Genomic DNA, 26,098 nt, shown 5'->3' with positions numbered 1-26,098 from the left:
ATATATGAAGCAAAAACCAACTCCAACGTTAATTTGTATTCCTGATATTAGTGGTTTTACAGAATTTATGAGTGCAGTAGATATAGAGTTAAGTTCTAAAATAATTCCTGCTTTGTTAAATAAAGTTATTTATGCTAATAATATAGGCTTAAAAGTTTCTGAGATAGAAGGAGATGCCGTTTTATTCTACAAATCGGATGGTCTTCCTTCATTTAAAGATTTAATAGACCAGTGTAGATTATTTTATACAGAATTTTACAAACAACTACACTTATTAGATGAAATATACAAGTATAAAGCTAAGGGTATTGAAATTCCAGAAGTTTTAGGTTTAAAAGTTATTTTACATTTTGGCGAAAAAATTAGTGCAGTTCAAATTGGGAAAAATATAAAACTGATGGGAGAAGATCTCATTACTGCTCACCGTTTGTTAAAAAACAAAATACCTTTTGATGAATATATCTTACTTTCTCAAAACATTATAGAACAATATGAAAAAACATCCTTATCGGATAATTTCGATTGGGGACAATTGCATAAAAAAGACACATCGTTTCAACACATTGGCGATATTAGTTATAGTTATATAAATTTAAAACCGTTGGTTGATTAGTAATTATAAATGTTTTTTAAAGTATTATAGTTTGTTACTATATGTAGAACTCTTATTTTGTAATCAGAAGTTATTTTATTTAATATTCAATCCTCAACTTTAAAATTTATTTAATCTCTTAAAACACTCCTAGAAATAACAATTTTTTGTATTTCCGAAGTGCCCTCATATATCTGAGTAATTTTAGCATCACGCATCAGTCGTTCAACATGATATTCTTTAACAAAGCCGTTACCACCGTGAATTTGTACAGCCTCAACAGTTTGCTCCATAGCCACTTTAGAGGCGTATAATTTTGCCATAGCACTAGATTTGTCATAGTTTTTACCCTCATCTTTATCTGCGGCAGATTTTATAACTAGCAGTCTAGCAGCTTCAATTTCAGTATACATGTCTGCTAACTTAAATGCTATGGCTTGATGGTTACATATTTCTGTACCAAAGGCTTTACGTTGCTTAGAATATTTAAGGGCTAATTCATAAGCACCTTGCGCAATTCCTAGAGCTTGGGCAGCTATACCTATACGGCCACCAGAAAGCGTTTTCATTGCAAATCTAAAACCTGATCCATTAACACCAATTCTGTTTTCTTTTGGCACTTTTACATCGTTAAATTGTAGTGTGTGCGTATCACTACCACGAATTCCAAGTTTATCTTCTTTAGGCCCAACATGAAAACCTTCTGTACCTTTCTCTACAATAAATGCATTTATACCATGAGAGCCTTTATCACGGTCAGTTTGCGCAATTACAATATAGGTATCGGCTCTTCCGCCACTAGTTATCCAGTTTTTAGTACCATTTATAAGATAATGATCGCCTTTATCAATCGCCGTTGTTTTTTGTGATGTAGCATCACTTCCAGCTTCGGGCTCACTTAAACAAAATGCACCAACATGCTCTCCTGTAGCAAGTTTAGTTAAATATTTTTGCTTTTGTGCTTCTGTACCATAAGCTTCTAAGCCATAACAAACCAAAGAGTTGTTTACAGATACAATTACAGATGCAGATGCATCAATTTTAGAAAGCTCTTCCATAATAAGAACATACGAAATAGTATCCATACCACTACCACCGTATTTAGGATCTACCATAATACCCATAAAACCAAGTTCGCCCATTTTCTTTACCAATTCGTCGGGGAATTCTTGCGCATTGTCTCTTTCAATTACTCCAGGAAGTAGTTCGGTTTGAGCAAAATCGCGAGCGGCGTCACGTATCATTTTATATTCTTCTGAAAGGTTAAAATTCATAATTCGTAAATAAAATGTTGTTTTTTATAAAAAATGTTTACAAATATACGTTATTAGTGTGAATTTTTCAATACAGATTGTTAAATTTACGACCTATGGTAAAAGATGAGTATAATGTTATAGGTGTAATGTCTGGTACATCTCTCGATGGTATAGATTTAGTATATGCGCAATTTAAATTAGAAGATACGTGGAAGTTTAACATACTTTGCTCAGAAACAATTGCTTATAGTGATTTTTGGGTGAGTAACTTAAAAACTTTAGTTGATAAAACTTATGATGCACTAAGGCAATTAGATACTACTTATACAGAATATTTAGCGCAAACCATTAAAACGTTTATTAAGGTTAATGCTATTGATAGGCTAGATGCCGTATGTTCTCATGGTCATACCGCATTACATACACCTAAAAAGGGGTTGACTTATCAAATAGGCAATGCACCAATAATTTCAAAATTGCTAAAACATATTGTTGTTTGCGATTTTAGAGTTCAAGATGTAGCTTTAGGAGGGCAAGGAGCACCATTGGTACCAATAGGTGATAAATTGTTGTTTTCTGAATATGATTTTTGTCTTAATTTAGGCGGATTTGCCAATATTTCTTCAGAGTTTAAAGATGAGAGAATTGCATATGATATTTGTCCAGTCAATATCGTTTTAAATCATTATACAAATATGTTAGGGCTTCCTTTTGATAATAAAGGTGAAATAGCTTTATCTGGAACTATTAATGTTGATCTACTATCAAAGCTAAATCAATTAGATTTTTATAGAGAACCTTATCCAAAATCGTTAGGGCTAGAATGGGTTAAATCTAAAGTTATTCCTCTAATAAATAATTTTAAGATAGAAATAAAAGATATATTATGTACCTTTTCTGAGCACATAGCTATTCAAATTTCAAAAGAAATTAATAAAAAACGGGATGCTTTTGTTTTTATAACTGGTGGTGGCGCGTATAATATGTATTTAATCAAGCGTGTAAACTATCACAGTAACAATAAAATAATTATTCCAGATAGACAGGTTGTGGAGTTTAAAGAGGCTCTAATTTTTGCTTTTTTAGGAATTTTGAAACTTCGTGATGAAGTAAATTGTTTAAAAAGCGTTACCGGAGCAAAAAAAAATCATTCTTCTGGTGTGGTTTTTATGCCCTAAATTAATGTGTGAATGATGTATTTATTATTAATTTAATTTAAGGTAAATATGTTGTAATTCAGGTTTTTGTAATATTAGTTACTTTATTAGTAGGGTGCTAATCTTAAAAGAGGGTAAAAGTTATTGAGATTACTGATATTGTTGTTGGCTTAGTAAATACAAACGGTTTTATATTTGATGACATAAATCATTTGTTTCTTGCAAAAAAGGGTAATACTTTAGTGGCCTATAATTTTGTCTCTTTTGGAGAAATATATAAACGTATTTGGAGAATGTGAATAGAAATAATTTTAAATCTATTAATTGAACATACAGATTAAAAGTGAGTTTAATATCTTATTTTTTATCAAATTATACAACCTCTCATTTGTTTATTATTATAGCTTTTAAATATAATTAACTAAACTGTACTTGTAATACATTTCTTAGTCAAAGAAAAGAAATCGAAAAAAAATAAAATATAAACCAAAAACCAAAAACTAACATTAGTGCCATAGTATTTAAAAAAGCACTATATAAAATTATTTAAATATTAATTTATGGAAGCAGCAATTATTTTAGTATTTGTTATGGGGTATTTAGCCATAACCTTAGAGCACAGTATAAAAATAGATAAATTAATTCCCGCTCTAGTTATGATGGCTATATGTTGGGCGCTAATAGCTTTAGGTTTAGAAAGCTTTCCACAATGGTTTGATTCTGGTAAACATATGCTTCTAGAAAATTTTGGTGCATTAGCCAGTGAAGATAAAATGCATTTAATGGAAGAAACGTTATTGCATCACCTTGGTAAAACTGCTGAAATTTTAGTGTTTCTCTTAGGCGCCATGACTATAGTTGAGATTATAGATTATTTTGATGGGTTTGCTACTATTAAAGACTTTATTAAAACAAAAAAGAAATCTAAAATATTATGGATTTTTTCAATATTGGCGTTTATATTATCAGCAATTATTGATAATCTAACGGCAACTATTGTATTAATATCTATTTTACAAAAAATAGTTAAAGATAGGAGTGTTCGTATCTGGTATGCTGGCTTAATAATTATTGCTGCAAATGCTGGTGGCGCTTGGTCTCCAATAGGTGACGTTACAACAACAATGCTTTGGATTGGTAAAAAAGTAACTACAGGGCATTTAATTGGGTATTTACTTATACCATCTTTATTGTGTATGGTTGTGCCTTCTTTAATAGCATCTTTTTTACCGGCTTTTAAAGGCGATTTAGATATTGTTGAGGATGATAATAAAAACAAATCAAAATTTAGTGCTACAATGTTATACTTAGGTTTAGGCGCTATTATATTTGTACCAATTTTTAAAGTAATAACGCATTTGCCACCATATGTTGGTATGATGTTGTCCTTAGGGGTTGTAGCTACATTTGCTGAAATATATAGCAGCTCTAAATTTAGCATGTCTAGTCACGATTCTAAAGAACATGATGAACATGCACACCATAGTCCTGTTCATCAATCATTATCAAAAATAGAATTACCAAGTATCCTATTTTTTTTAGGTATTTTAATGGCTGTAGCAGCTTTAGAATCTCTGGGAATATTATTTGGTTTTGCTAGTTCTTTGCAAGAAAATGTACCGCAATTAGGAACTGAGATGCATCCAGGTGGTGTATCAGATTTGGTAGTGCTATTATTAGGAGTTGGTTCTGCTGTAATTGATAATGTGCCTTTAGTAGCTGCTAGTTTAGGAATGTTTACTGAACCTATAGATCATGAGTTATGGCACTTTATAGCATATTCTGCTGGTACCGGCGGAAGTATGTTAATTATCGGGTCTGCTGCTGGTGTGGTTGCTATGGGTATGGAAAAGATAGATTTCTTTTGGTATTTAAAAAAGATTTCTTGGTTAGCACTAGCTGGTTTTTTAGTTGGAGCTGCTGCTTTTATGGTAACAAGAACACTGTTTTAAATAAAATAATTTAAATTAGTATAAAATTTAAAAGATTAGTGTTAAGCTAATCTTTTTGCTTTTTAGATACGTAAATAGAATTGAAACCTATAAATATTATACTTTAGCAATAAAACATACGTTATACTGTTGCAATTAACCTAAAACTTATGCTTAATATATTACTACAAAACACCCAAGAAGGCACAGAATTAGTAGATAAAGAATCTGTTGAAAAAACACTTTCAATAATTGAATTAATTACCAGTGGCGGTTCTGCAGGACAAATTATTATTGCTATTTTATTTTTACTGCTTGTAGTTGCTACTTACATTTATTTTGAGCGTTTATTTGCTATTAAAGCAGCATCAAACGTAGATGCTAATTTTATGAATCAAATAAAAGATCATGTTAGTAATGGAAAAATTGACTCTGCACAAATGTTATGTGTACAGGTTAATTCTCCAGTGTCTCGTTTAATAGATAAAGGAATTACAAGAATTGGGAAACCCTTAGCAGATATAAATACAGCCATTGAAAATGCTGGTAGATTAGAAATTTATAAACTTGAGAAAAATGTGAGTGTTTTGGCTACTATATCAGGTGCAGCCCCAATGATTGGGTTTTTAGGAACTGTAATTGGAATGATACTAGCCATCTTCGAGCTAGCCAATGCGGGAGGAACAATACAAATGGATACTTTGGCTAGCGGACTTTATACTGCAATGACAACAACAGTAGCTGGTTTAATTGTTGGTATCGTTGGTTATATTGCATACAATCATTTAGTGGTGAGAACCAATAAAGTAGTATATCAAATGGAAGCTAATTCTTTAGAGTTTTTAGATCACTTAAACGAGCCGACTTAGTATGAATATTAGAGGAAGAAATAAGGTGACACCAGAATTCAATATGTCGTCAATGACAGATATTGTTTTTTTGTTATTAATCTTTTTTATGATAGCATCAACTTTAGTAACTACTAACGCAATAGATATATTGTTACCAAAAGCTAGTGGTAAAACTGAAAACAAAAAATCTGTTGCTGTGAGTATAAAAAAAGATTTAACCTATTATATCGATCAAAAACGGGTAGGTGTAAGTATTCTAGAAAACGAATTACTTGCGGTACTTTCTAAAAAAGATAAACCAACTATTGTTTTAAGGGCCGAAAAATCTGTGCCAGTAGAAAATGTGGTTAAGGTTATGGATATTGCTAATAGAAATAAGTTCAAAGTGATTTTAGCTGTAAAACCTAATAACTAAATTCTAAGTTTCATATAGCGTAATATTATGAAGTACCTTGAGACCAAACACGAACGAAACTCAGCAAAAATAACAGCATTACTTGCTATTATTGTACTTTTATTATTGTTTGTTGTTGGTCCTCCTTACATGGATCCACCTGAAGAATATGGTGTTGCAGTAAATTTTGGAAATTCAGATTTTGAAAAAGGAACTGTACAACCTAAAAAACCAGTAAAATCTGAACCTAAGGTTGTAGAAGAATTACCGCAACCTAAAGTTTCTAAAGCAGAACCTACAAAAACTTCTGAAGTGAAAGAGGACGTATTAACCCAAGATAATGCTGAAGAAATTGCTATAAAAAAACAAAAGGCGGCTGAGGTAAAAGCCAAAGCAATAGCAGATGCTAAAGCTAAAGCTGAGGCAGATAGAATAGCAAAAGAGAAAAGAGAACAGGAAGAAAAGAAGAAAAAACTAGATGCATTAATTGGTGGTGTTAGTAAGTCTGATGGCGCAGAAACAGGGAGTGAAGGTAATGATACACAGAGTGGAGATAAAGGGCAATTAGATGGTAATCCTTACGCGCCAAGTTATTTTGGAGGCAAAGGTAGCGGTAGTGGAGGCGTGGGTTATGGTTTAAATGGCCGTGGCAGTGCCTCATTTAATAGATTAAAGCAAGATTGTAACGAATCTGGTCTAGTTATAGTACGCATCGTAGTAAATAAAAGTGGTAACGTTGTTGAAGCAGTACCAGGAGTAAAAGGCACCACTAATACAGCGCAATGTTTGCTTGAGCCTGCCAAAAAAATTGCTTTATCTCATAAATGGCCATCAAATTCTAAAGCTCCGTCTCGCCAAATAGGTTTTGTTAGTGTTAACTTCAAATTGAGTCAATAGTTTATGACATATCAAGATACACTAAATTGGATGTTTTCTCAACTACCAATGTATCAACGCCAAGGTAAAACTGCCTTTAAGAAAGATTTATCTAATACATTAAAATTAGCAAAGCATTTAGATAATCCTCAACATACTTTTAAATCTGTACATGTTGCAGGAACTAATGGTAAAGGCTCTACAAGTCATATGATAGCTTCAATACTACAAGAAGCTGGTTATAAAGTAGGCTTGTATACATCACCTCACTTAAAAGATTTTAGAGAGCGTATTAGAGTTAATGGTAAACCTGTTAGCAAAGGGTTTGTAATTAATTTTATTAAAGAAAATAAATTGTTCTTTGAAGCGAATCAATTGTCTTTTTTTGAGATGACTGTTGGTATGGCATTCGATTATTTTTCGAAACAAAATGTGGATATCGCAGTAGTTGAAGTTGGTATGGGAGGACGTTTAGATTCTACAAATATTTTGTCTCCCGAAGTTTCTGTAATTACTAATATTGGTTTAGATCATACACAGTTTTTAGGGAATACATTAGAGTTAATAGCAAGTGAAAAAGGCGGTATCATAAAATCAAATACTCCTGTTGTTATTGGTGAAACTCAAAAACAAACTAAGCCTATATTTGATGGTTTAGCAAAAGAAAAATCATCTAAAATTATATACGCAGATAAAGTAGTAGCAAGAACTTACAAGTCTGATATGGTTGGTACATATCAAATTAAAAATATAAAAACAGCGTATCAAACTGTAGAAGAACTTAGGGAAATAGGATATAGTATTTCAAACGATAATATACGGCAAGGGTTTTTAAATGTTGTAAGTAATACTGGTTTGTTAGGACGTTGGCAAACTTTAAATAAAAACCCAAAAGTAGTTTGCGATACTGGGCATAATAGAGAAGGGTTGTTGTATGTGATGACGCAATTAAAACAAGAAAGTTTTAATAAGCTCCATATCGTTTTTGGTGTTGTAAAAGATAAAGATTTAAACTCAATAGCTGATTTATTACCAACGCAGGCTATATATTATTTTTGTAAGCCAGATATTCCTAGAGGAAAAGATGCTGAGGAGTTGCGAAATGAATTAGAGAAACATGGTATTCTTGGAGAGGTCTATAATTCTGTAGATGAGGCATATAAATCTGCCTTAAAAGCCGCTTCTAATAACGATTTTATTTTTGTTGGAGGAAGTACATTTGTTGTGGCAGAAATAATTTAAATTTTTCTCAAAAAAGTTTTTCCAGTATTAAAAACTAGATTATATTTGCACACCTATTAATTTGGGCGCGTAGCTCAGTTGGTTCAGAGCACTTGGTTTACACCCAAGGGGTCAGGGGTTCGAATCCCTTCGCGCCCACTAAAAGCTTCCAGATCTGGAAGCTTTTTTTGTTTTTTTACTTTTCTCAAGTGTTATTTTGGATATTTGTAATTGCGATATCATAAATGCTAAACTGGAAAACTTAGTATTTGTTTTTTAAAGCGTTTAGTATTAAAAATAACTTCAACATATATTTTGAATAATCATAATATTATATGTCATTTGAGATTAAATTATTTTCTGCTTAATTATAGCTCGCTTAATTAATAAAGTATCCAAAATTTAAGTCATATTTTAGAATACTGATATTTAGTATGACATCATTTACGAATAATTCACATTTTTATGGTGCTATTAATTAGTTTTTAAGGAGAGTTTGATGAGTGTTAATATTAGACTTATAATATAGATACTTTTTATTAATTATATAAGAGGAGTTTTAATTATCTAAAAAACGCTCTAAAGCCATTCCACGAGATCCTTTTATCAAAATTATAGAATTATGGGTGTCTTTGAGACTTATTGACTTGTTAAAACTATTAAATGTCTCAAATTGATTAACTTTACTGGAGTTTGTATTAGAATTAAAGAAGTTTTTGCCAACAAGATATATTTTATCAATATTTAAATAAACGGCTAAATCTGTTATAGTTTGATGCTCTAATTTTGCTGCTGTACCTAATTCAAACATATCCCCAAGAATAGCAATTTTATAACCATCTTGTTTTTCAAAATTAAGAAGTGCTGCTCGCATACTTGTTGGGTTAGCATTATATGCATCTAAGATTATTTTAAGGTTACCATCTTCTATAATTTGAGAGCGATTGTTAGATGGTACATAGCCTTCAATTGCATATTTAATATCCATATCACTAACTTCAAAGTAGTTACCTATAGCAACAGCTACAGCAATATTATTAAAGTTATAATTACCAATAAGCTGGCTATTTATAGTGGTATCATTGTACTTTAACTTTACAAAAGGTCGGGCGTTTATAAAATTTATAGCAACTTTTGGATTTTTTTCACTTTTACCAAATGTGAATACTTTGCCCTCTTTACTTTTTTTAATTTGAATGGGGTCATTAGTGTTAAGGAAGATAGTTTTGTTATTTTTTATTAGATGAACAAACATTTCACTTTTACCCTTTATGACACCTTCTAAACCACCAAAACCCTCTAAATGTGCTTTTCCATAGTTAGTTATTAATCCATAATCCGGTAAAGCTATATTGCATAAAAATTCAATCTCTTTTTGATGGTTGGCTCCCATTTCAATAATACCTATTTCGGTTTCTTCAGTCATTGAAAGGAGTGTAAGCGGTACGCCAATATGATTGTTTAAATTGCCTTTAGTAGCTGTAGTATTAAATTTTTTAGATAAAACTACATTAATAAGTTCTTTTGTAGTGGTTTTACCATTACTACCAGTTAAAGCTATAATTTTAGTTTTTAAATATTTTCTATGAGATGTTGCTAGATTTTGTAGTGTTTCTAGAGTGTCTTTAACCAAAATGGTGTTGTCGCTTTCAAAGGATTTTTCATCAATTACAGCATATTTTGCACCCTTTTCAATAGCTTGTTGCGCATAGGTATTACCATTAAAATTCTCTCCTTTAAGTGCGAAAAATAAATCTCCTTCTTTAATGTTTCTAGTATCAGTATTTACTGAGTTGCATTCTAAAAAAAGCTTGTGTAGTGTATCTAAATTCATAAAATAAATGTAAAAAAAAGTCCTGATTTAACATCAGGACTTTTTTAAAATTATTTAAAAGAATTAATAATTAACTCTTCTTTTTAGCTCCCATTTTAGATTTTGAACCTACACGAGACATTGCACATCTAAAGCCAATGTAGTCTGTAGCCATATCTTGCGGGAAGTATCTTCTTTGAGCAGGATCTAACCAATATTCTCTATCTTTCCATGACCCACCTTTATAAACTCTTACTTCATCATTTATTAAAGAGGTTCTATTATTAGATTTGTCATATTCTCTAACCATGTTACCTAAAGAATCTCTTGATATAGAATGCTTAGGAGAATTATACATTTTTCTTGTTACAGACTTTTCAGATTCTTCATCTTCGTCTTCACCAAAACTTTCGTAGTAACGTGAAGAGCGACGATCACCATCTCTAAAGTTTATATTGTCCGATCTGTCAAAGTTTGGTCTTAAATATGTTTCATTTTCATCCACTGCAACTTTAACAATTTCTCCAGGTAAATTTCTAGCAACAATTCTGCCGTTAGATAGTGTATCATAAACAATCTCATCAGAAGTTACTACTTTAACTGTACCTTCTTCTGTAATTGCATTTTTTGTATACACATTTCCTCTATAGTAATTAAAGTCGTTAAACTCATCATCAACAATAGGTCTATAAACATCAGCTACCCATTCAGCAACATTACCAGCCATATCATATAACCCATAATCATTAGGTTCGTATGATTTTACAGCGTTTGTAATATCAGCACCGTCATCACTCCATCCTGCAATACCACCGTAGTCTCCCTTGCCTTGTTTAAAGTTGGCTAATTGATCTCCTCGGAATTTTCGTTTTCCATTACGTGTGTATTGTCCATCCCAAGGATATTTTTTACGACCACGGTATAAATTATAGCTTCTTAATTCGCTTAAGCCTAGAGCTGCATATTCCCATTCTGTTTCAGTTGGTAATCTGTATTTTGGTCCAATTACCCCAGTCTCCATAGATGCATACACCCCAGTTTCATTTCCATCAGCATCAACTTTTACATTTCTATTTCTGCTATTGTCAGTTTCTCCAGTATCATAAGTACTTGGGTCTACTTTATATCGATCTGTACTAAAATAGTTATCAGGGTCTGTTTCAGAACTTATTTCTCTGTAACCATTTTTCTGTAAATTCAACTCATTTACACGATCGGTTCTCCAATTAGAATACTCAATCGCTTGAATCCAACTTACACCAACTACAGGGTATTCAGCGTAGGCCGGGTGTCTTAAATAGTTTTCAGTCATTACCTCGTTGTACCCAAGTCGGTTTCTCCAAACTAACGTATCTGGTAATATACCATTATAAATATTTCTGTAAAGCTCATCATCTGGTGGGTAAAGCTTTTTCATGTAGTCAAGATATTCAACATACATTAAATTTGTTACCTCAGTTTCATCCATATAAAATGATTGAACATGTTGTTGGGTGGGTGTATTGTTCCAATCGTGCATAACATCGTCTTGCACGCGGCCTTTAGTAAATGTACCACCTTCAATAAAAACCAAACCTGGAGCGGTTTCCTGCTCTTTAAAGTTGGTATTGTATTGAAAACCACCATCTCTTCCGTTTATTTGCCATCCTGTTGCTCTAGAACTATTTTTTGAACTAGATGATTTTTTACAACTAAATGCTGTAACAGAAAGAACTGCGATTAAGAACACTTTTAATATCGCTACATTTTTCATATCCATACGTTTAAGTAAGCTAAAATTTTGTTTTGGTGCTGCAATATAAGAATTTAACCTTACAGAACAAGCTATTTTTGCATTTTGACGAAAAAAATACGTATTTCATCTTGTTTTTGATGTATTACATCGATGATATTGGCACTTTTCTCTATACTAATGCATACAAATAACGTTACTTTTCATAAAATATTATTGTATTTTTGATGTAAATAAAAAAAATATTGTTTTACTTAATAATAACCATAAGTTACAGACGTTATTTTAGCTCATGAAAGAGAAAATTTTAGTTATATTATTACTAGTATCGAGTTTTGTTTACAGTCAAAAAAAGAACTTTTCAATAGATTGGAATGGAACTACAACTCTAACATTTGGTACTAATGCTTTAGAATTACCATATTTTAATCAAAAAAATTATAGTTATGATTTTGATGATGGTTTGCAATTTATAGCTCAATGGGAAATACAAAATACTATTGATGAGTCATCAGTTACCATAAGTAATACCAGATATCAATCAATTTCAAAACAAGATTTATTTGGGATGGATATCTCAAAAATAAATACAGCTATAAATATCAGTTTAAAAAATTCCAAATCAAGAAATAGGCAGTTTGGTTTTTTAGAACTATCTCCGATTGTAAAAGATGAAAATGGAGGGTACAAAAAATTACTTTCCTTTCAAGTTAACTATAACTACATTAATGGTGTTTCTAACAGGTCAAGGAGTTCCAAAAACTTCAGAAATTCTAAAATTATCAGTAATTCAGTTTTAAACTCAGGAGATTGGTATAAGTTTTATGTTGATACAACAGGTGTTTTTAGGTTAACAAAATCTTTTTTACAGAATTTGGGTGTGGATGTTAATAACGTAGATCCTAGAACTATAAAAATATTTGGTAATGGTGGTAGAATGATTCCTTTTAGTAATTCAGAACCATACCCATTTGATATTGCCGAAAATGCTATTAAAGTTATAGGCGAACAAGATGGCGAATTTGATAATGAGGATTTTGTAGTTTTTTATGCACAAGGTCCAAAAGAGTTTAATCTAGAAAGTAATACCAATATTAATTCTTACACTGATAAAACATATTATTACATAACATCTGGCGGTAATTTAGGTAAAAGGATACAGCCCATAATTCAACCTACTGGACCTGTCGATTTAGTTGTTGATTCCTACCAGCAATATAAATTTATTGAAAGAGATATTCATAATATAGGTACTGTTGGAAGGCGATGGTTTGGAGCAAGATTTAATATAGATAATAACCAAGATTTTAAGTTTAACTTTCCAGAGCTTATAACTACAGAACCTGTTGTTGTTAAAGTTTATGCAGCGGCTGTGTCATCTGCTTCCACCTCAATGGGTATAAGCGTAAATGGTAATTTAATTAGAAATTTAAATTTTGGAACCACAAGTAATACTGTAATTGGCTCTGATTCATTTTACTCAGGTACTGTAAACATAAACAGTGATGATGTTATTGTAAACTTAAATTACGACAATAAATCAAACCCTAGTTCGCAAGCCTACTTAGATTATATTTCGGTTGAGGCTACAAGACCGCTAAAATTTAATAGTACACAATTTCAGTTTAAAAATAATGCTGTAGTTAATTCTTCAGGAATTGCGCAATACACCATTTCTGAGGCATCCCGATTATCAGAAGTCTGGGATGTTACAGATATATATAACATTAAAACTATTGAGAATAATCAAGGAGAAACAGAGTTTGCTTTTACTGCAACAATGGGAGAAGAAAAGGTTTATGTTGCACTATCACCTTCCGATTATTTTCAACCAAAACAAGACAGGAGTACTTTGGTTAGAAATCAAAATATAAAAGGTACTATTTTTAATAATGCTGATGGAAGTTTTCAAGACATTGACTATTTGATAGTAACCCCAAACAACATGTTTAATGAAGCCGAAAGGTTAGCACAAATTAATAGAAATCGGTACGGACTTAATGTAAAAGTTGTTGGTTTAGATGAGATATATGCAGAGTTTAGCACAAGTAATCAGGATATTGGCGCTATTAGAAATTTGGTAAAGTACATATATGATAACGCTAGTAATCCAAACAATAGAATAAAATTTTTATGTTTATTTGGAGATGGCTCTTATGATTACAAAGATAGAATACCAAACAATACAAACATTGTTCCTTCTTGGCACTCTTACAATAGTTTAAATCTTACAAATTCATTTGTGTCAGATGATTTTTTTGGTATGATGGACGACAATGAAGGCACCATGGCTAATAGTGATCGTTTAGATATAGCCGTAGGACGTATTCTTGCAGATTCTCCACAAAGAGCTAAGGATTTAGTTGATAAAATTGAAACTTATTACGCCAAAGAATCCTTTGGTAGATGGAGAAATAATTATGTTGTTGTATCTGATGATGTTGATAAAGACTGGGAAGGTATTATACAAGAAACTACAGACAGTGTTGGAAATCAAGTTACTAGCAATAAGCCTTTTGTTAATGTAATAAAAATACATACTGATGCTTTTAATCAAGAATCGTCTGCTGGTGGAGAACGCTATCCTGACGTTGTAGAAGAGTTTTCAAATGCAATAGATAATGGCGCTTTAGTGGTTAATTATTTTGGACATGGAGGTGAAGACGGACTTGCAGAAGAACGTATTTTAGACATTCCGTCTATCAATAACTTTAAGAATTTTTGTAGATTAAATTGCTTTGTTACTGTAACCTGTGAATTTACAAAATTTGATAACCCTTTTAGAAAAACTGCAGGAGAATTTACCTATTGGAATAAAGAAGCGGGAGCTATAAGTTTAATAACAACAACACGTCAAGTATTTGTTAATTTTGGCACTACCTTTAATAATACTTTAGGTGAATATTTATTTTCATTTAGCGATAATGATACATTTGGTGAAGGCGAATATCCTTCAGCAGCAGAAGCATTAAGATTAACTAAGAATGATGCTACTATTGGTTTTGCTGCACAAAGACGTTTAGTGTTTTATATAGGAGACCCTGCAATGCAACTGGCATTTCCAAAGCCCAATATTAAATTAACAGCCCTAAACGATGTGCCTATTGCTCAGGCTACAGATACATTAAAGGCGCTTAGTAAGGTTAAGCTTGCAGGTGAAATTACAGATGTAAATGGTAATGTTTTAAGCAATTATAATGGAGTGGTTTCTACTACAATTTATGATAAATTTATTGAGAGACAAACCCTAGCCAACAATAATACTAGAAATGCAGGTGTTTTAGTAAAGCTGGATTTTGAGACACTTGGCGCAATTATTTTTAGAGGGCAAGCAACAGTTGCAAATGGACAATTTGAATTTGATTTTGTAGTACCTAAGGATATTGGAGTTCCTGTTGGTTTAGGTAGAGTAAGTCTGTATGCTAAAAACGAACAACTATCTGAAGACCAATCAGGTGCAGATATTACTAATATTAGAATTGGTGGGGTAAATGAAAATGCTGAAGTAGATAATGTAGGGCCAGTTATAAATCTTTTTATGAATGATGAAAACTTTGTATCTGGAGGTATAACTAATGAGTCTCCTACACTATTAGCTAAACTAGAAGACGCTAATGGCATTAATACAGCAAGTGGTATTGGTCATGATATTTCTGCTATTATTGATGGTGATGAAACCAATCCTTTTGTACTAAACGATTATTATGAAACCGAAGTTGATGCTTATCAAAAAGGAACAGTGAGTTTTCCGTTTAGAAATTTAGAACCTGGACTTCATACACTTACCCTAAAGGCTTGGGATGTTTACAATAATTCGTCAACATCAGAAATTCAATTCATTGTATTCGATCAAGATCAGGAATTAGTCATTAATAACGTTTTAAATTATCCTAATCCATTTGTAAATTATACAGAATTTTGGTTTAACCACAATAGTTCGGAACCTTTAGACGTTTCTATACAAATATTCACTGTATCAGGTAAATTAGTAAGAACACTTAATGGACAAACATCTGGAGGTATTAAAGCTACTAGTTCACTATCTAAAGATATTGTTTGGGATGGTAGAGATGATTTTGGAGAGAAAATAGGAAAAGGCGTTTACATTTATAAACTTACTGTAAAATCCAACTTACTCAACAAAACAGTGGAGAAAATAGAGAAACTTGTTATACTATAATAAAAAATTATATTTGCAATTATAAAACGAAACTATGAAAAATACATTAATAGCGTTATTTGTGTTTATTTTTACGCTTAATTTAACTGCTCAAACTGTTATTATTCCAAATGAAAATGACTCCAGAGTTATTACCACAGGTGTACCATTTGTTTTAATAGCTCCAGATGCTAGAGCCGCAGGTATGGGAGATATGGGTGTTGCTACATCTGTTGATGCTTACTCGCAACAATGGAATTCATCTAAATATGTTTTTTCAGAATCTAAATCAGGAATAGGTATTAGTTACACACCATATTTGAGTCAACTAGTAAATGATATTTTTCTAGGTAATGTAACGTACTTTAATAGAATAGACGAGCGTAGTTCTTTTGCAGCAAGTTTAAAATATTTTTCCTTAGGTGATATTGAATTTCGAGCAGATGAATTTTCTGAAGCTTTAATACAAAGACCTAATGAACTTACCATAGATGCATCATACGCTTTAAGATTATCAGATCAATTTGCGATGTCTGTGGCAATGCGCTATTTAAGATCAGATTTAAGATTAAACGTTGGTAATAATGATGCCTCGTCAGCAAATACATTTGGAGTAGATATATCAGGTTATTACCAAAGTGAAGAGCAGGCTTACAATGATTTTAATGGACGTTGGAGAGCAGGTTTCGCCATTCAAAACGTTGGACCTAAATTTAAGTATGATGATGGTGGTGTAGAAAACTTCCAGCCTACTACATTACGATTAGGTGCAGGTTTCGATTTTATATTCGACGATTATAATAAAGTAGCTGTTACTGCCGAAGTTGCAAAATTATTGGTGCCAACACCTCCAATTTTAGGTGATGAATTTGGTTTTACAGATAATAATGGTAACGGTACTTATGAGGAAGATGTAGATGATTTAGATGCAAACCCTACTAGAGAAAATGTGATTTTCCAAGGGCAATCTCAGGATGTTAGTTTTCTATCTGGTATATTTCAATCTTTTGGTGATGCACCAGGAGGTTTTAGTGAAGAGTTAAGAGAGTTTACCTGGTCTTTAGGAGCAGAATATACATACCAAGATTCTTTTGCATTTAGAGCGGGTTACTTTAACGAAGCAGAAGATAAAGGCGCTAGGAAGTTTTTGTCTATTGGTGCAGGATTTAAGTATAACGTAGTTAATATCGATTTATCATATTTATTTTCTGCATCTAGAGTACAAAGTCCATTAGAGAATACATTGAGATTTTCATTAACGTTTAATCTTGGTGCAGGAGAATATATAGAGTATTAAAAATACACATACATTTTAAAATTTAAGTAAAACTATTGTTCTATGAGCAATAGTTTTTTTGTTTAAGAGAGAATTGTATTTTAGGCTAAATTAATGTTGTCTGCTTATGCGAGAATTAAAAATAGAAACAAAATTATTTGTTTTTGAAAATGAAAATGAATTACCTCCAAACATAGGTAAATTATTAAAAGAGGCAAAAAAGGCAAGATTAAACGCCTACGCACCATATTCTAACTTTGCGGTAGGTGCAGCAATTTTGTTAGATAATAATGAGGTGATTACTGGAAGTAATCAAGAAAACGCATCATATCCTTCAGGTTTATGTGCAGAACGTACAGCTATTTATTATGCTGGCGCTAAATATCCAAAAGCTAAAATTTTAAAAATAGCAGTAGTAGCGGGCGCTTTACAAAACGAAACAAATCAACCTATTCCTCCCTGTGGAGCATGCAGACAAGCTATTGCAGAATATGAGGTTAATCAAAAGTCACCCATAGAAATATATTTTATGGGAACTGTTGGTAATGTTATAAAATCTAATTCATTAGAAAACTTACTACCCTTAATTTTTGATAAATCTCAATTATAGGATATTTTTTCTCTAAATACTAAGAGACGATAATCAAAGTATAGAAAGAATCATTTAAAAAAAGCCACGATTAATAGTTTTTTGATATTTTTTAAACTTTCAACCGCAAAGGGTTTTTTCAATACCAATCAAAGTATTACTTTTGTATTTCGCTTAATAAATATATAAAATTCGTCGATGCAAAAAATCACAAAAGAGGTTTACCTCAAATGGTACGAAGACATGTTTTTCTGGAGAAAGTTTGAAGACAAGCTAGCTGCGGTTTACATTCAACAAAAAGTAAGAGGATTTCTTCATTTATATAATGGTCAAGAAGCTGTGTTAGCAGGAGCATTACATGCAATGGACTTGACTAAAGATAAAATGATTACGGCATATCGTAATCATGTGCAGCCTATAGGAATGGGTGTAGACCCTAAACGTGTTATGGCAGAATTGTTCGGCAAAGTAACAGGAACTTCAAAAGGTATGGGCGGTTCTATGCACATATTCTCTAAAGAACACCGCTTTTATGGAGGTCACGGTATTGTAGGTGGTCAAATTCCTTTAGGAGCTGGTATTGCTTTTGGAGATAAATATCACGATAAAGATGCAGTAACGCTTTGTTGTTTTGGTGATGGGGCTGCAAGACAAGGATCTTTGCACGAAACATTTAACTTAGCAATGCTTTGGAATTTGCCGGTTGTTTTTGTTTGTGAAAACAATGGTTACGCCATGGGAACTTCTGTAGAGCGTACAGCAAATCATGATGATATTTGGAAACTAGGTTTAGGGTACGAGATGCCTTGTGGGCCAGTTGATGGTATGAATCCTGTAAAAGTTGCAGAAGCTTTTGATGAAGCTATACAACGAGCTAGAAAAGGCGGAGGTCCAACGTTTTTAGAATTAAAAACATACAGATATAGAGGCCACTCTATGAGTGATGCACAACATTACAGAACAAAAGATGAAGTGGCTGAGTACAAAAAAATAGATCCTATAACTCAGGTTAAAGAGGTTATTTTAGAAAAGAAGTATGCTACAGAAGAAGAATTAAAAGAAATAGACAAACGTGTAAAAGCTGGTGTTGCAGAATGCGAAAAATTCGCAGACGAATCTCCTTATCCTGAGACTCAGCAATTATACGATATGGTTTATGAGCAAAAAGATTATCCATTTATACCACACAAATTATAAGATATGGCAATAGTTGTAAATATGCCGCGATTAAGCGACACGATGGAAGAAGGTACAGTCGCTACTTGGTTAAAAAAAGTAGGAGATAAGATAGAAGAAGGTGATATTTTAGCTGAGATTGAAACCGATAAAGCTACTATGGAGTTTGAGTCTTTTAACGAAGGCACTTTACTTCATATTGGTGTGCAAGAAGGTGAAACTACAAAGGTTGATGAGCTTCTAGCTGTTATAGGTGATGAGGGTGAAGATATTTCAAGTATTTTGAGTGGTGGCGGTAATACCACTGAAACAGAAGAGAAAGAAGAGGTTGCAGCGTCAACTTCAGAATCATCTTCTGAAACTAAAACTGAAGATACTACTAAAGCATCTGCTGATTTACCAGAAGGTGTAATTGTTGTTACTATGCCACGCTTAAGTGATACCATGGAAGAAGGTACTGTTGCCACTTGGTTAAAACAAGTTGGTGATACTGTAGAAGAAGGTGATATTTTAGCAGAAATAGAAACTGATAAGGCAACCATGGAATTTGAATCATTCCAGTCGGGTACGTTATTAGAAATAGGTTTAAAAGAGGGTGAGTCTGCTAAGGTAGATGCGCTTTTAGCCATTATTGGTCCTGCAGGAACAGATGTTTCTGGTGTTGCAGCTAATTTTTCGGCAGAAACAAGTTCTACTAAAGAAGACACACCGAAGGTTGAAGCTAAAAAAGAAGCGCCAAAGGCAGTAGAAAACACTTCTAAAGCAGCGCCAAAAACAAATAAACCAACGCCAACGCCTGTTACAGAAAACGGACGTTTATATGTATCTCCATTGGCTAAAAAGCTAGCTGAAGAAAAAGGTATTAGCTTAACTAAGGTACAAGGTTCTGGAGAAAACGGCCGTATCATAAAACGCGATATAGAAAATTACGAACCTGCTGCTGGTGCAGCTGCAGTTGGTAAATTTGTACCATCTGGTCAAGAAGATTTTGATGAGGTTGATAACTCGCAAATGCGTAAAGCCATTGCAAAAGCATTAACAAATTCTAAGTTCTCTGCACCACACTATTACTTAAGTGTTGAGTTTGATATGGAAAATGCTATGGCATTCCGTGCGCAGTTCAACTCGATTCCTGATACTAAAATATCTTATAATGATATTGTTGTTAAAGCATGTGCTTTAGCTTTAAAACAACACCCTCAAGTAAATTCGCAGTGGTTTGCTGATAAAATGCGCTTAAATAACCACGTGCATGTAGGTGTTGCGGTTGCTGTTCCTGATGGTTTAGTTGTGCCTGTAGTGCGTTTTGCTAATGAGCAAACATTACCTCAAATAGGTGCTGCAGTTAAAGATCTAGCTGGAAAAGCAAGAAATAAAAAATTAACACCAGACGAGATGCAGGGTAGTACGTTTACCGTATCTAACTTAGGTATGTTTGGTATAGATACATTTACATCTATTATCAATCAACCTAATTCAGCTATCTTATCTGTTGGAAATATAGTTGAAAAACCAGTAGTTAAAAATGGACAAATTGTAGTTGGGCATACCATGAAGTTATCATTAGCATGTGATCATAGAACTGTTGATGGTGCTACAGGAGCACAATTCCTTCAAACATTAAAAGGGTATATTGAGAACCCTGTTACCATGTTGGTTTAATACAGTAATTCCTGAAAAGGAAAACTATTATACTATTAAAACCTGTTTCATCTTTAAAATTGAAACAGGTTTTTTTATCTTTAAAATCGAAAAAATAAACTTATGAAAACTGTAGTCTGCTTACTCGTACTTGCTTTTACTTTTAGCTGTGGTGGTCAAAAACAAATTATAGCAACCAATCCAGATACTATTGAAAAGGTTGCAACAGTAACTGAAGACGATAAAATTGCAAACGTAGTTAAAGAGGATTTTGAAATACAAAGTTTTGTTAAGCTTAAAGATGTAAAATCTAGTTTAGAATATTTAGCTTCAGATGCGCTTGAAGGAAGAAATACGGGTAGTAAAGGTATTGAGAAAGCTGCAGTTTATATTGAAAATGTATTTAAAGAGCATCATATTATACCTTATTTTAAAACCTACAGAGATAGTTTTAATGTAAAAAAGATAATTGGTTATAATATTGTTGGTTATTTAGAGGGTAATGATTCAAAATTAAAAAATGAATTTGTTATTCTTGGTGCACATTATGATCATATAGGTACTGCAAAAGCTGTAAACGGAGATGTTATTGCAAATGGTGCTAATGATGATGCTTCGGGCACTGTAGCAGTTTTAGAGTGGGCCAAATATTTTTCGAAAACCAAAAGTAATAAACGCAGTATATTATTCACATTATATTCAGCTGAGGAAATGGGATTAAAGGGTTCTGGGCATTTAGCGATGCGCCTTAAAGCAGAAAATATTGATTTATACACAATGATTAATTTTGAGATGATTGGTGTGCCAAGGGCTGAAAATGAAATTACAGCCTATGTTTCTGGTTATGAAAAATCTAATATGGCAAAAACTTTAAATAATTATATAGGTGCTGAAGTTATTGGCTTTTTTCCTAAAGCAAAATCATTCAATCTTTTTATGCGGTCAGATAATTACCCGTTTTATAAAGCATTTAAAGCACCTGCACATGCTATTTCTACATTCGATTTTACTAACTTTGAGTATTATCATCATGTGGATGATGAAGCCGATAAACTAGATTTTGAGCATATGACAAAATTTATCAATACAATGATTCCTGCTATAGAAGGTATGACGAATTCTATTTCTAAAGACATAAAAATGAACAATGAGTAAACATATTATAATTACAGGTACTAGCAGAGGTATAGGGTTCGAGTTGGTAAAGTTATTTGCTAAGGCAGGACATAAAGTTTTAGCATTGTCAAGAAACGAAACCCCAATTTCAAATTTAAAAATGAATAATGTAAGTTGTTTTTCATTTGATTTAAGTGATGCTAATTCTTATACAAAAGTTCAAGATTTTATTCAAAAACAGTGGAGCAGTAGTGTAGATGTATTAATCAATAACGCAGGTGCACTACTAAATAAGCCTTTTGCTGAAACATCTATTGAAGATTTTGAGAATGTTTATAAAACTAATGTATATGGCGTATCAGAACTTACAAGAATTGTTTTGCCGTTTATGAAACAAAACTGTCACGTTGTAACTATAAGTTCTATGGGTGGTGTACAAGGTAGTATGAAGTTTCCAGGTTTAGCAGCTTATAGTTCTAGTAAAGCAGCTGTGATAACCTTAACCGAATTGTTAGCAGAAGAATATAAAGATGCAGGAATAGCATTTAATGTTTTAGCATTAGGGGCAGTACAAACCGAAATGCTAGAAGAAGCTTTTCCTGGATACCAAGCGCCAACTACTGCTGTAGAAATGGCTGAATATATTTTAGAATTCTCTCTTAGTGGCCATAAATATTATAACGGTAAGTTATTGCAAGTTTCTAGTTCTACACCCTAATTTATGAGCAAATACAAATGCATAATTTTTGATTGTGATGGTGTTTTAATTGATAGTGAACCTATAGCTATTGGTACTTTAGTAGATATGGCAAATCATTTGGGCGCTAATATAAACCTTAAAGATGCACTAGTTAATTTTAAAGGAAAATCGCTTAATGTATGTTTGTCCTTTATTTCTAAAAGGATTGATGCACCTATACCTGTTAATTTTGAACAAGACTACCGTATTAATACATTTGAAGCATTTAGAAACAATATTAAACCGATAAGAGGGATAAATGAGGTTGTAAAAAATTTAACTATCCCTTTTTGTGTAGCCTCTAGTGGGCCAGAAAATAAAATACGTTTAAACTTAGATATAACCGGATTGTTGCCTTATTTTGAAGGCAATATATTTAGTTGTTACGCCTTACAAAAATGGAAGCCAGAGCCAGATGTTTTTTTGTGGGCAGCTAAAACTATGGGCTTTACACCCACTGAATGTTTAGTTATAGAAGATAGTGTTTCTGGAGTAAAAGCAGCTCTAGCTGGAGGTTTTGATGTGTTTGGGTATACAGCGCACGATTATAAAAACGAACTTGAAGGATTGGCAACAAAAACCTTTTCATCTATGGAGCAACTTAAAACTATTATTTAAATAATTATTTTGTAATGTGTCTGTAAAACTAAGTCTTATAATTCCTGTTTTTAATGCAGAACTATTTATTATAGATACTGTAAATCGTATTTTAAAATGGGTAAATACCATTGATTTTAATGCCGAAGTAATACTTGTAAACGATGGTAGTACAGACAAAACCTATGATATTTTAAAACCTGCTATTAAACATTTAAAAAGCTTTCAGTTATTATCCTATTCAAAAAATAGAGGTAAAGGTTACGCTGTAAAAAAAGGAATGTTATCGGCTAAAGGCGCATTTAGATTATTTACTGATGCTGATATTCCTTATGGTTTTAGCACTATAAATTCTATAATTTATTATTTAGATTTTAAAGAGTTTGATGTTTGTATTGGAAACAGAAAAGCATCTCAATCCACTTATGATGTTAAAAGTGGAGTATTACGAAAACTATCAAGTAAAATATTTACACATATCATATCAAATTATGTAGTAACAGGAATGGGAGATACACAGTGTGGTATAAAAGGGTTTAGCGCTAAAATTGCAGAACGTATTTTTTCTAATACAGAAATAAATGGTTTTGCTTTTGATGTTGAAGTTTTGTATTTATGCCATAAGTATGAATACGATATTAAGAAGATACCCGTTGAGTTTGAAGGCAATAATATTACTACAATAAATTTAATGCAATCTTCTTTACGAATGCTAAAAGATGTTTTAAGTTTACCTATTCGATATCATATATTAAAAAAATACAAGTAACATGATATTGTCTAGAAATTTTACAAATGTATTTAATTGGATTTTAGATCACATATTTCCTCCATTTATTAGAGATTCTAGAATACTTATGAGCCCCTTGTTTTTTTTACTCTTCGGAAAGAAATATAAACGTTTTATGGATTTTAAGAATAATGTTTTATCTCTTGATGAGGATGGTGTTATCGGGTATTATAAAGAATTATCATCTTATCACATTAAAAGAGAAACAGATTTAAATAAACAATCTATTTCTTATATTCTTAATAACATTCAAGGTAATTCTGTTTTAGATATCTCTTGCGGCACAGGGTATTTGGCCAAAAAAATCACAAAAAAACACCATGCAAAAGTTGTTGGTATAGATTTTATTATTTCAGACAATATTAAAAATGAAGCACACCCAAAATTTATAGAGGCTTCAATTGAAAACATCCCTTTTCCTGATAATTATTTTGATACGGTTATTAGCACGCATACTTTGGAGCACGTAGTAAATATAAAAAAAGCAATTTATGAGTTGCGGCGCGTGTGTAAAGGTAAATTAATAATTGTTTTGCCTAAACAACGAAATTATAGATATACATTTGATTTGCACATACATTTCTTTCCCTATAACTATTCTGTATTAAGCGTAATGGGAAATAAAGGCACATGTTTTTGTTTAAAAAATGATTGGATTTATGAGGAAGATATCATCAATCCTTAGAGAATTCTTCTTTTAAAATATCAATAATATTAACTACTATAGCATTGTTGTCTTCAATTTCTTCATTCTGCTTCACAACAGAAATTTTAAGTTGGTGGTTGTACGTTTGTTTTAGTTTTACTATATGCTCATCCCAAACTTGTTTAAATAAATTTGCTGGCCCCCAAGACCTAGGCGATGTAATACTGCCAAATTCGTCTGCAAATTTGTTACTATAAAAATTATTATTTTGAAGAAAATTATTATTTGGTTGAATTATAACAATAGAATTACGCTTTACTGGTGTTTTTAAAAATACACGTTTTAATGCAGTATATTCTTTAACCTGTATACCAGTAATATAATAATTGAGATTTACAACACTTAAAATTAGAACACTTAACGCTAATATTAGCGACAGTTTTTTAAATTTTTTATATGTTATGCTACTATCTCTAAAGAATAAAAATTGATAAAATAGTACCAAAATTGCTGTTGGAGCAATAGCACGACTGCAAAAATAGTTTTGACCAGATAGTAAATTAGGTAAGTAACTTAATGGTAAAACTAAAATAATATAGCATATAAAAATATAAGTGTTTTTGTTTTTACCATTTCGTATATAAAGATTGTATATAAAACCAAAAAAACCTATTGCACCTACTATAAAAAATAACGTAGATGCTACTAGCAAACCACTTCCTTGTATTAAAACTCTAATTTCTCTGAGATAAAAAATAATCAATTTTTTGGGCAGCTCTAATAAGTCTAATTCTGTTCTAGTACTGGGTTTTATTTCGTTTACATATAGTAAATACTTAAATATGATGAAGTACAAAACCATTGCTATTAGCATAAATAAAAGTATAATAACAATGTTTTTATGGGTGAAACGATTAGTTATTATAAAATAGAAAACTATAGGGATTAAAAAGGCAGTAATAGCAGACTGATATATACATAAGGAGAATACTGTTATAATTAATGGGAAAATATAATTTTGTAATTTATGTTGTTCTGTTTTTAAATTCTTTAACAGAATAACACCAGCAAAAAAGTTAATACTTAGAAGAAAAGGTATTTCTGATGTGGCGCTCCAACTAAAATAAACAGAAAAAGAAGGTAAGGTTAATATTAGTAATGCAAATATTGCAGATTCATAAATGTAAAGTTTGTGTTTTCTTAAAAAATAGAATACTTGTGTAGAAAATATTATGCTCCATAATAGTGAGAATAATCTTGCCCACTTTAAATCAGATATGGTATTACACAAAGTACCATAAATAAATTCGCAATAAATACCTAGAAGTGGTCGCCCTCCCTGAATAAATTCATCTTTAAAATTTGATATTTTATTTGCAGTCCAAATATACTCTGTAGCATCCAAAAAAATATAATCACTAAATATGCTATTATTTAATAAAAGCATAATAACCAAAGCGAAAATTGGGTATAACCAAAATTGATTTGCGGTAACTATATATTTTAGTTTTAAAAAAAATGTATCCGAATTCAAAATACAGCTTTT

General features: G+C 31.8%; 21 protein-coding genes and 1 tRNA gene. 18 read left to right on the top strand and 4 right to left on the bottom strand.

The genetic code is table 11. The features are described from left to right. Positions 1–4 precede the first annotated feature (4 nt). Positions 5–613, top strand: coding sequence for a DUF2652 domain-containing protein (locus ACKGJY_RS04435; protein WP_413972647.1), 609 nt, complete (start codon positions 5–7; stop codon positions 611–613). Between the two features lie 110 nt (positions 614–723). Here ACKGJY_RS04435 and ACKGJY_RS04430 read toward each other — a convergent pair whose 3' ends face one another. After that, positions 724–1,866: an acyl-CoA dehydrogenase gene (locus ACKGJY_RS04430; protein ID WP_413972646.1), complete on the bottom strand. Its 1,143-nt coding sequence runs from the start codon at positions 1,864–1,866 to the stop codon at positions 724–726. A 95-nt stretch (positions 1,867–1,961) separates the two neighbouring features. On the opposite strand from ACKGJY_RS04430, the gene ACKGJY_RS04425 reads away from it, so the two are divergent. The 7 genes from ACKGJY_RS04425 (at position 1,962) to ACKGJY_RS04395 (ending at position 8,437) form a co-directional block, all read left to right on the top strand. Next, positions 1,962–3,026, top strand: a complete 1,065-nt coding sequence (locus tag ACKGJY_RS04425) for an anhydro-N-acetylmuramic acid kinase (protein ID WP_413972645.1) — start codon at positions 1,962–1,964, stop codon at positions 3,024–3,026. Positions 3,027–3,565: 539 nt separating this feature from the next. After that, on the top strand, positions 3,566–4,957 hold the full coding sequence (gene nhaD, locus ACKGJY_RS04420; protein ID WP_413972644.1) for a sodium:proton antiporter NhaD: 1,392 nt from the start codon (positions 3,566–3,568) through the stop codon (positions 4,955–4,957). A gap of 149 nt (positions 4,958–5,106) precedes the next feature. Then, the gene (locus ACKGJY_RS04415; protein WP_413972643.1) at positions 5,107–5,805 is read left to right on the top strand and encodes a MotA/TolQ/ExbB proton channel family protein; all 699 of its coding nucleotides are present in this window, start codon (positions 5,107–5,109) and stop codon (positions 5,803–5,805) included. Between the two features lies 1 nt (position 5,806). Continuing rightward, on the top strand, positions 5,807–6,202 hold the full coding sequence (locus ACKGJY_RS04410; protein WP_413972642.1) for an ExbD/TolR family protein: 396 nt from the start codon (positions 5,807–5,809) through the stop codon (positions 6,200–6,202). A gap of 27 nt (positions 6,203–6,229) precedes the next feature. Next, complete coding sequence (locus ACKGJY_RS04405) at positions 6,230–7,078, top strand: energy transducer TonB (RefSeq protein WP_413972641.1); 849 nt, start codon at positions 6,230–6,232, stop codon at positions 7,076–7,078. Positions 7,079–7,081: 3 nt separating this feature from the next. Further along, the gene (locus ACKGJY_RS04400; protein WP_413972640.1) at positions 7,082–8,299 is read left to right on the top strand and encodes a bifunctional folylpolyglutamate synthase/dihydrofolate synthase; all 1,218 of its coding nucleotides are present in this window, start codon (positions 7,082–7,084) and stop codon (positions 8,297–8,299) included. 63 nt (positions 8,300–8,362) lie between these two features. Then, positions 8,363–8,437: transfer RNA gene (locus ACKGJY_RS04395), tRNA-Val, on the top strand. A 400-nt stretch (positions 8,438–8,837) separates the two neighbouring features. Here ACKGJY_RS04395 and ACKGJY_RS04390 read toward each other — a convergent pair. After that, entirely contained in the window at positions 8,838–10,112 is a 1,275-nt protein-coding gene (locus ACKGJY_RS04390) for a UDP-N-acetylmuramoyl-tripeptide--D-alanyl-D-alanine ligase (RefSeq protein ID WP_413972639.1), read from the bottom strand. Between the two features lie 70 nt (positions 10,113–10,182). Beyond that, the gene (gldJ, locus tag ACKGJY_RS04385) at positions 10,183–11,850 is read right to left on the bottom strand and encodes a gliding motility lipoprotein GldJ (protein WP_413972638.1); all 1,668 of its coding nucleotides are present in this window, start codon (positions 11,848–11,850) and stop codon (positions 10,183–10,185) included. A gap of 265 nt (positions 11,851–12,115) precedes the next feature. Between gldJ and porU the strand changes: the two genes are divergently transcribed. The 10 genes from porU to ACKGJY_RS04335 all read left to right on the top strand — a co-directional run bounded on the left by porU (position 12,116) and on the right by ACKGJY_RS04335 (position 24,591). Further along, positions 12,116–16,003 (top strand): type IX secretion system sortase PorU, encoded by a 3,888-nt coding sequence (porU, locus tag ACKGJY_RS04380; protein WP_413972637.1) that lies wholly within the window; start codon positions 12,116–12,118, stop codon positions 16,001–16,003. A 34-nt stretch (positions 16,004–16,037) separates the two neighbouring features. Further along, complete coding sequence (gene porV / locus ACKGJY_RS04375; RefSeq protein WP_413972636.1) at positions 16,038–17,279, top strand: type IX secretion system outer membrane channel protein PorV; 1,242 nt, start codon at positions 16,038–16,040, stop codon at positions 17,277–17,279. 106 nt (positions 17,280–17,385) lie between these two features. Beyond that, positions 17,386–17,868, top strand: a complete 483-nt coding sequence (gene cdd, locus ACKGJY_RS04370) for a cytidine deaminase (protein WP_413972635.1) — start codon at positions 17,386–17,388, stop codon at positions 17,866–17,868. Between the two features lie 177 nt (positions 17,869–18,045). Next, positions 18,046–19,044 (top strand): pyruvate dehydrogenase (acetyl-transferring) E1 component subunit alpha, encoded by a 999-nt coding sequence (gene pdhA / locus ACKGJY_RS04365; RefSeq protein ID WP_413972634.1) that lies wholly within the window; start codon positions 18,046–18,048, stop codon positions 19,042–19,044. A gap of 3 nt (positions 19,045–19,047) precedes the next feature. Beyond that, the gene (locus tag ACKGJY_RS04360) at positions 19,048–20,685 is read left to right on the top strand and encodes a pyruvate dehydrogenase complex dihydrolipoamide acetyltransferase (RefSeq protein WP_413972633.1); all 1,638 of its coding nucleotides are present in this window, start codon (positions 19,048–19,050) and stop codon (positions 20,683–20,685) included. Positions 20,686–20,787: 102 nt separating this feature from the next. Further along, positions 20,788–21,819, top strand: a complete 1,032-nt coding sequence (locus ACKGJY_RS04355; RefSeq protein ID WP_413972632.1) for a M28 family metallopeptidase — start codon at positions 20,788–20,790, stop codon at positions 21,817–21,819. Continuing rightward, on the top strand, positions 21,812–22,498 hold the full coding sequence (locus tag ACKGJY_RS04350; RefSeq protein ID WP_413972631.1) for an SDR family NAD(P)-dependent oxidoreductase: 687 nt from the start codon (positions 21,812–21,814) through the stop codon (positions 22,496–22,498). Before ACKGJY_RS04355 ends, ACKGJY_RS04350 begins: the two co-directional genes overlap by 8 nt. Before the next feature lie 3 nt (positions 22,499–22,501). Continuing rightward, on the top strand, positions 22,502–23,137 hold the full coding sequence (locus tag ACKGJY_RS04345) for an HAD family hydrolase (RefSeq protein ID WP_413972630.1): 636 nt from the start codon (positions 22,502–22,504) through the stop codon (positions 23,135–23,137). 16 nt (positions 23,138–23,153) lie between these two features. Beyond that, complete coding sequence (locus ACKGJY_RS04340; protein WP_413972629.1) at positions 23,154–23,885, top strand: glycosyltransferase; 732 nt, start codon at positions 23,154–23,156, stop codon at positions 23,883–23,885. A gap of 1 nt (position 23,886) precedes the next feature. Then, positions 23,887–24,591 carry a class I SAM-dependent methyltransferase gene (locus ACKGJY_RS04335; protein WP_413972628.1) on the top strand — a complete coding sequence of 235 codons (705 nt, stop codon included), beginning with the start codon at positions 23,887–23,889 and terminating at the stop codon, positions 24,589–24,591. Here the strand turns inward: ACKGJY_RS04335 and ACKGJY_RS04330 are convergent. After that, positions 24,581–26,086 carry a hypothetical protein gene (locus tag ACKGJY_RS04330; RefSeq protein ID WP_413972627.1) on the bottom strand — a complete coding sequence of 502 codons (1,506 nt, stop codon included), beginning with the start codon at positions 26,084–26,086 and terminating at the stop codon, positions 24,581–24,583. The two genes, ACKGJY_RS04335 and ACKGJY_RS04330, sit on opposite strands and share 11 nt — an antisense overlap. Between the last annotated feature and the right edge of the window lie 12 nt (positions 26,087–26,098).

This window comes from Hyunsoonleella sp. 2307UL5-6 (assembly GCF_047345485.1).
Lineage (GTDB): Bacteria > Bacteroidota > Bacteroidia > Flavobacteriales > Flavobacteriaceae > Jejuia.
The sequence above is the reverse complement of the archived record's forward strand: the minus strand, read 5'-3'. Positions and strand labels throughout refer to the sequence as shown.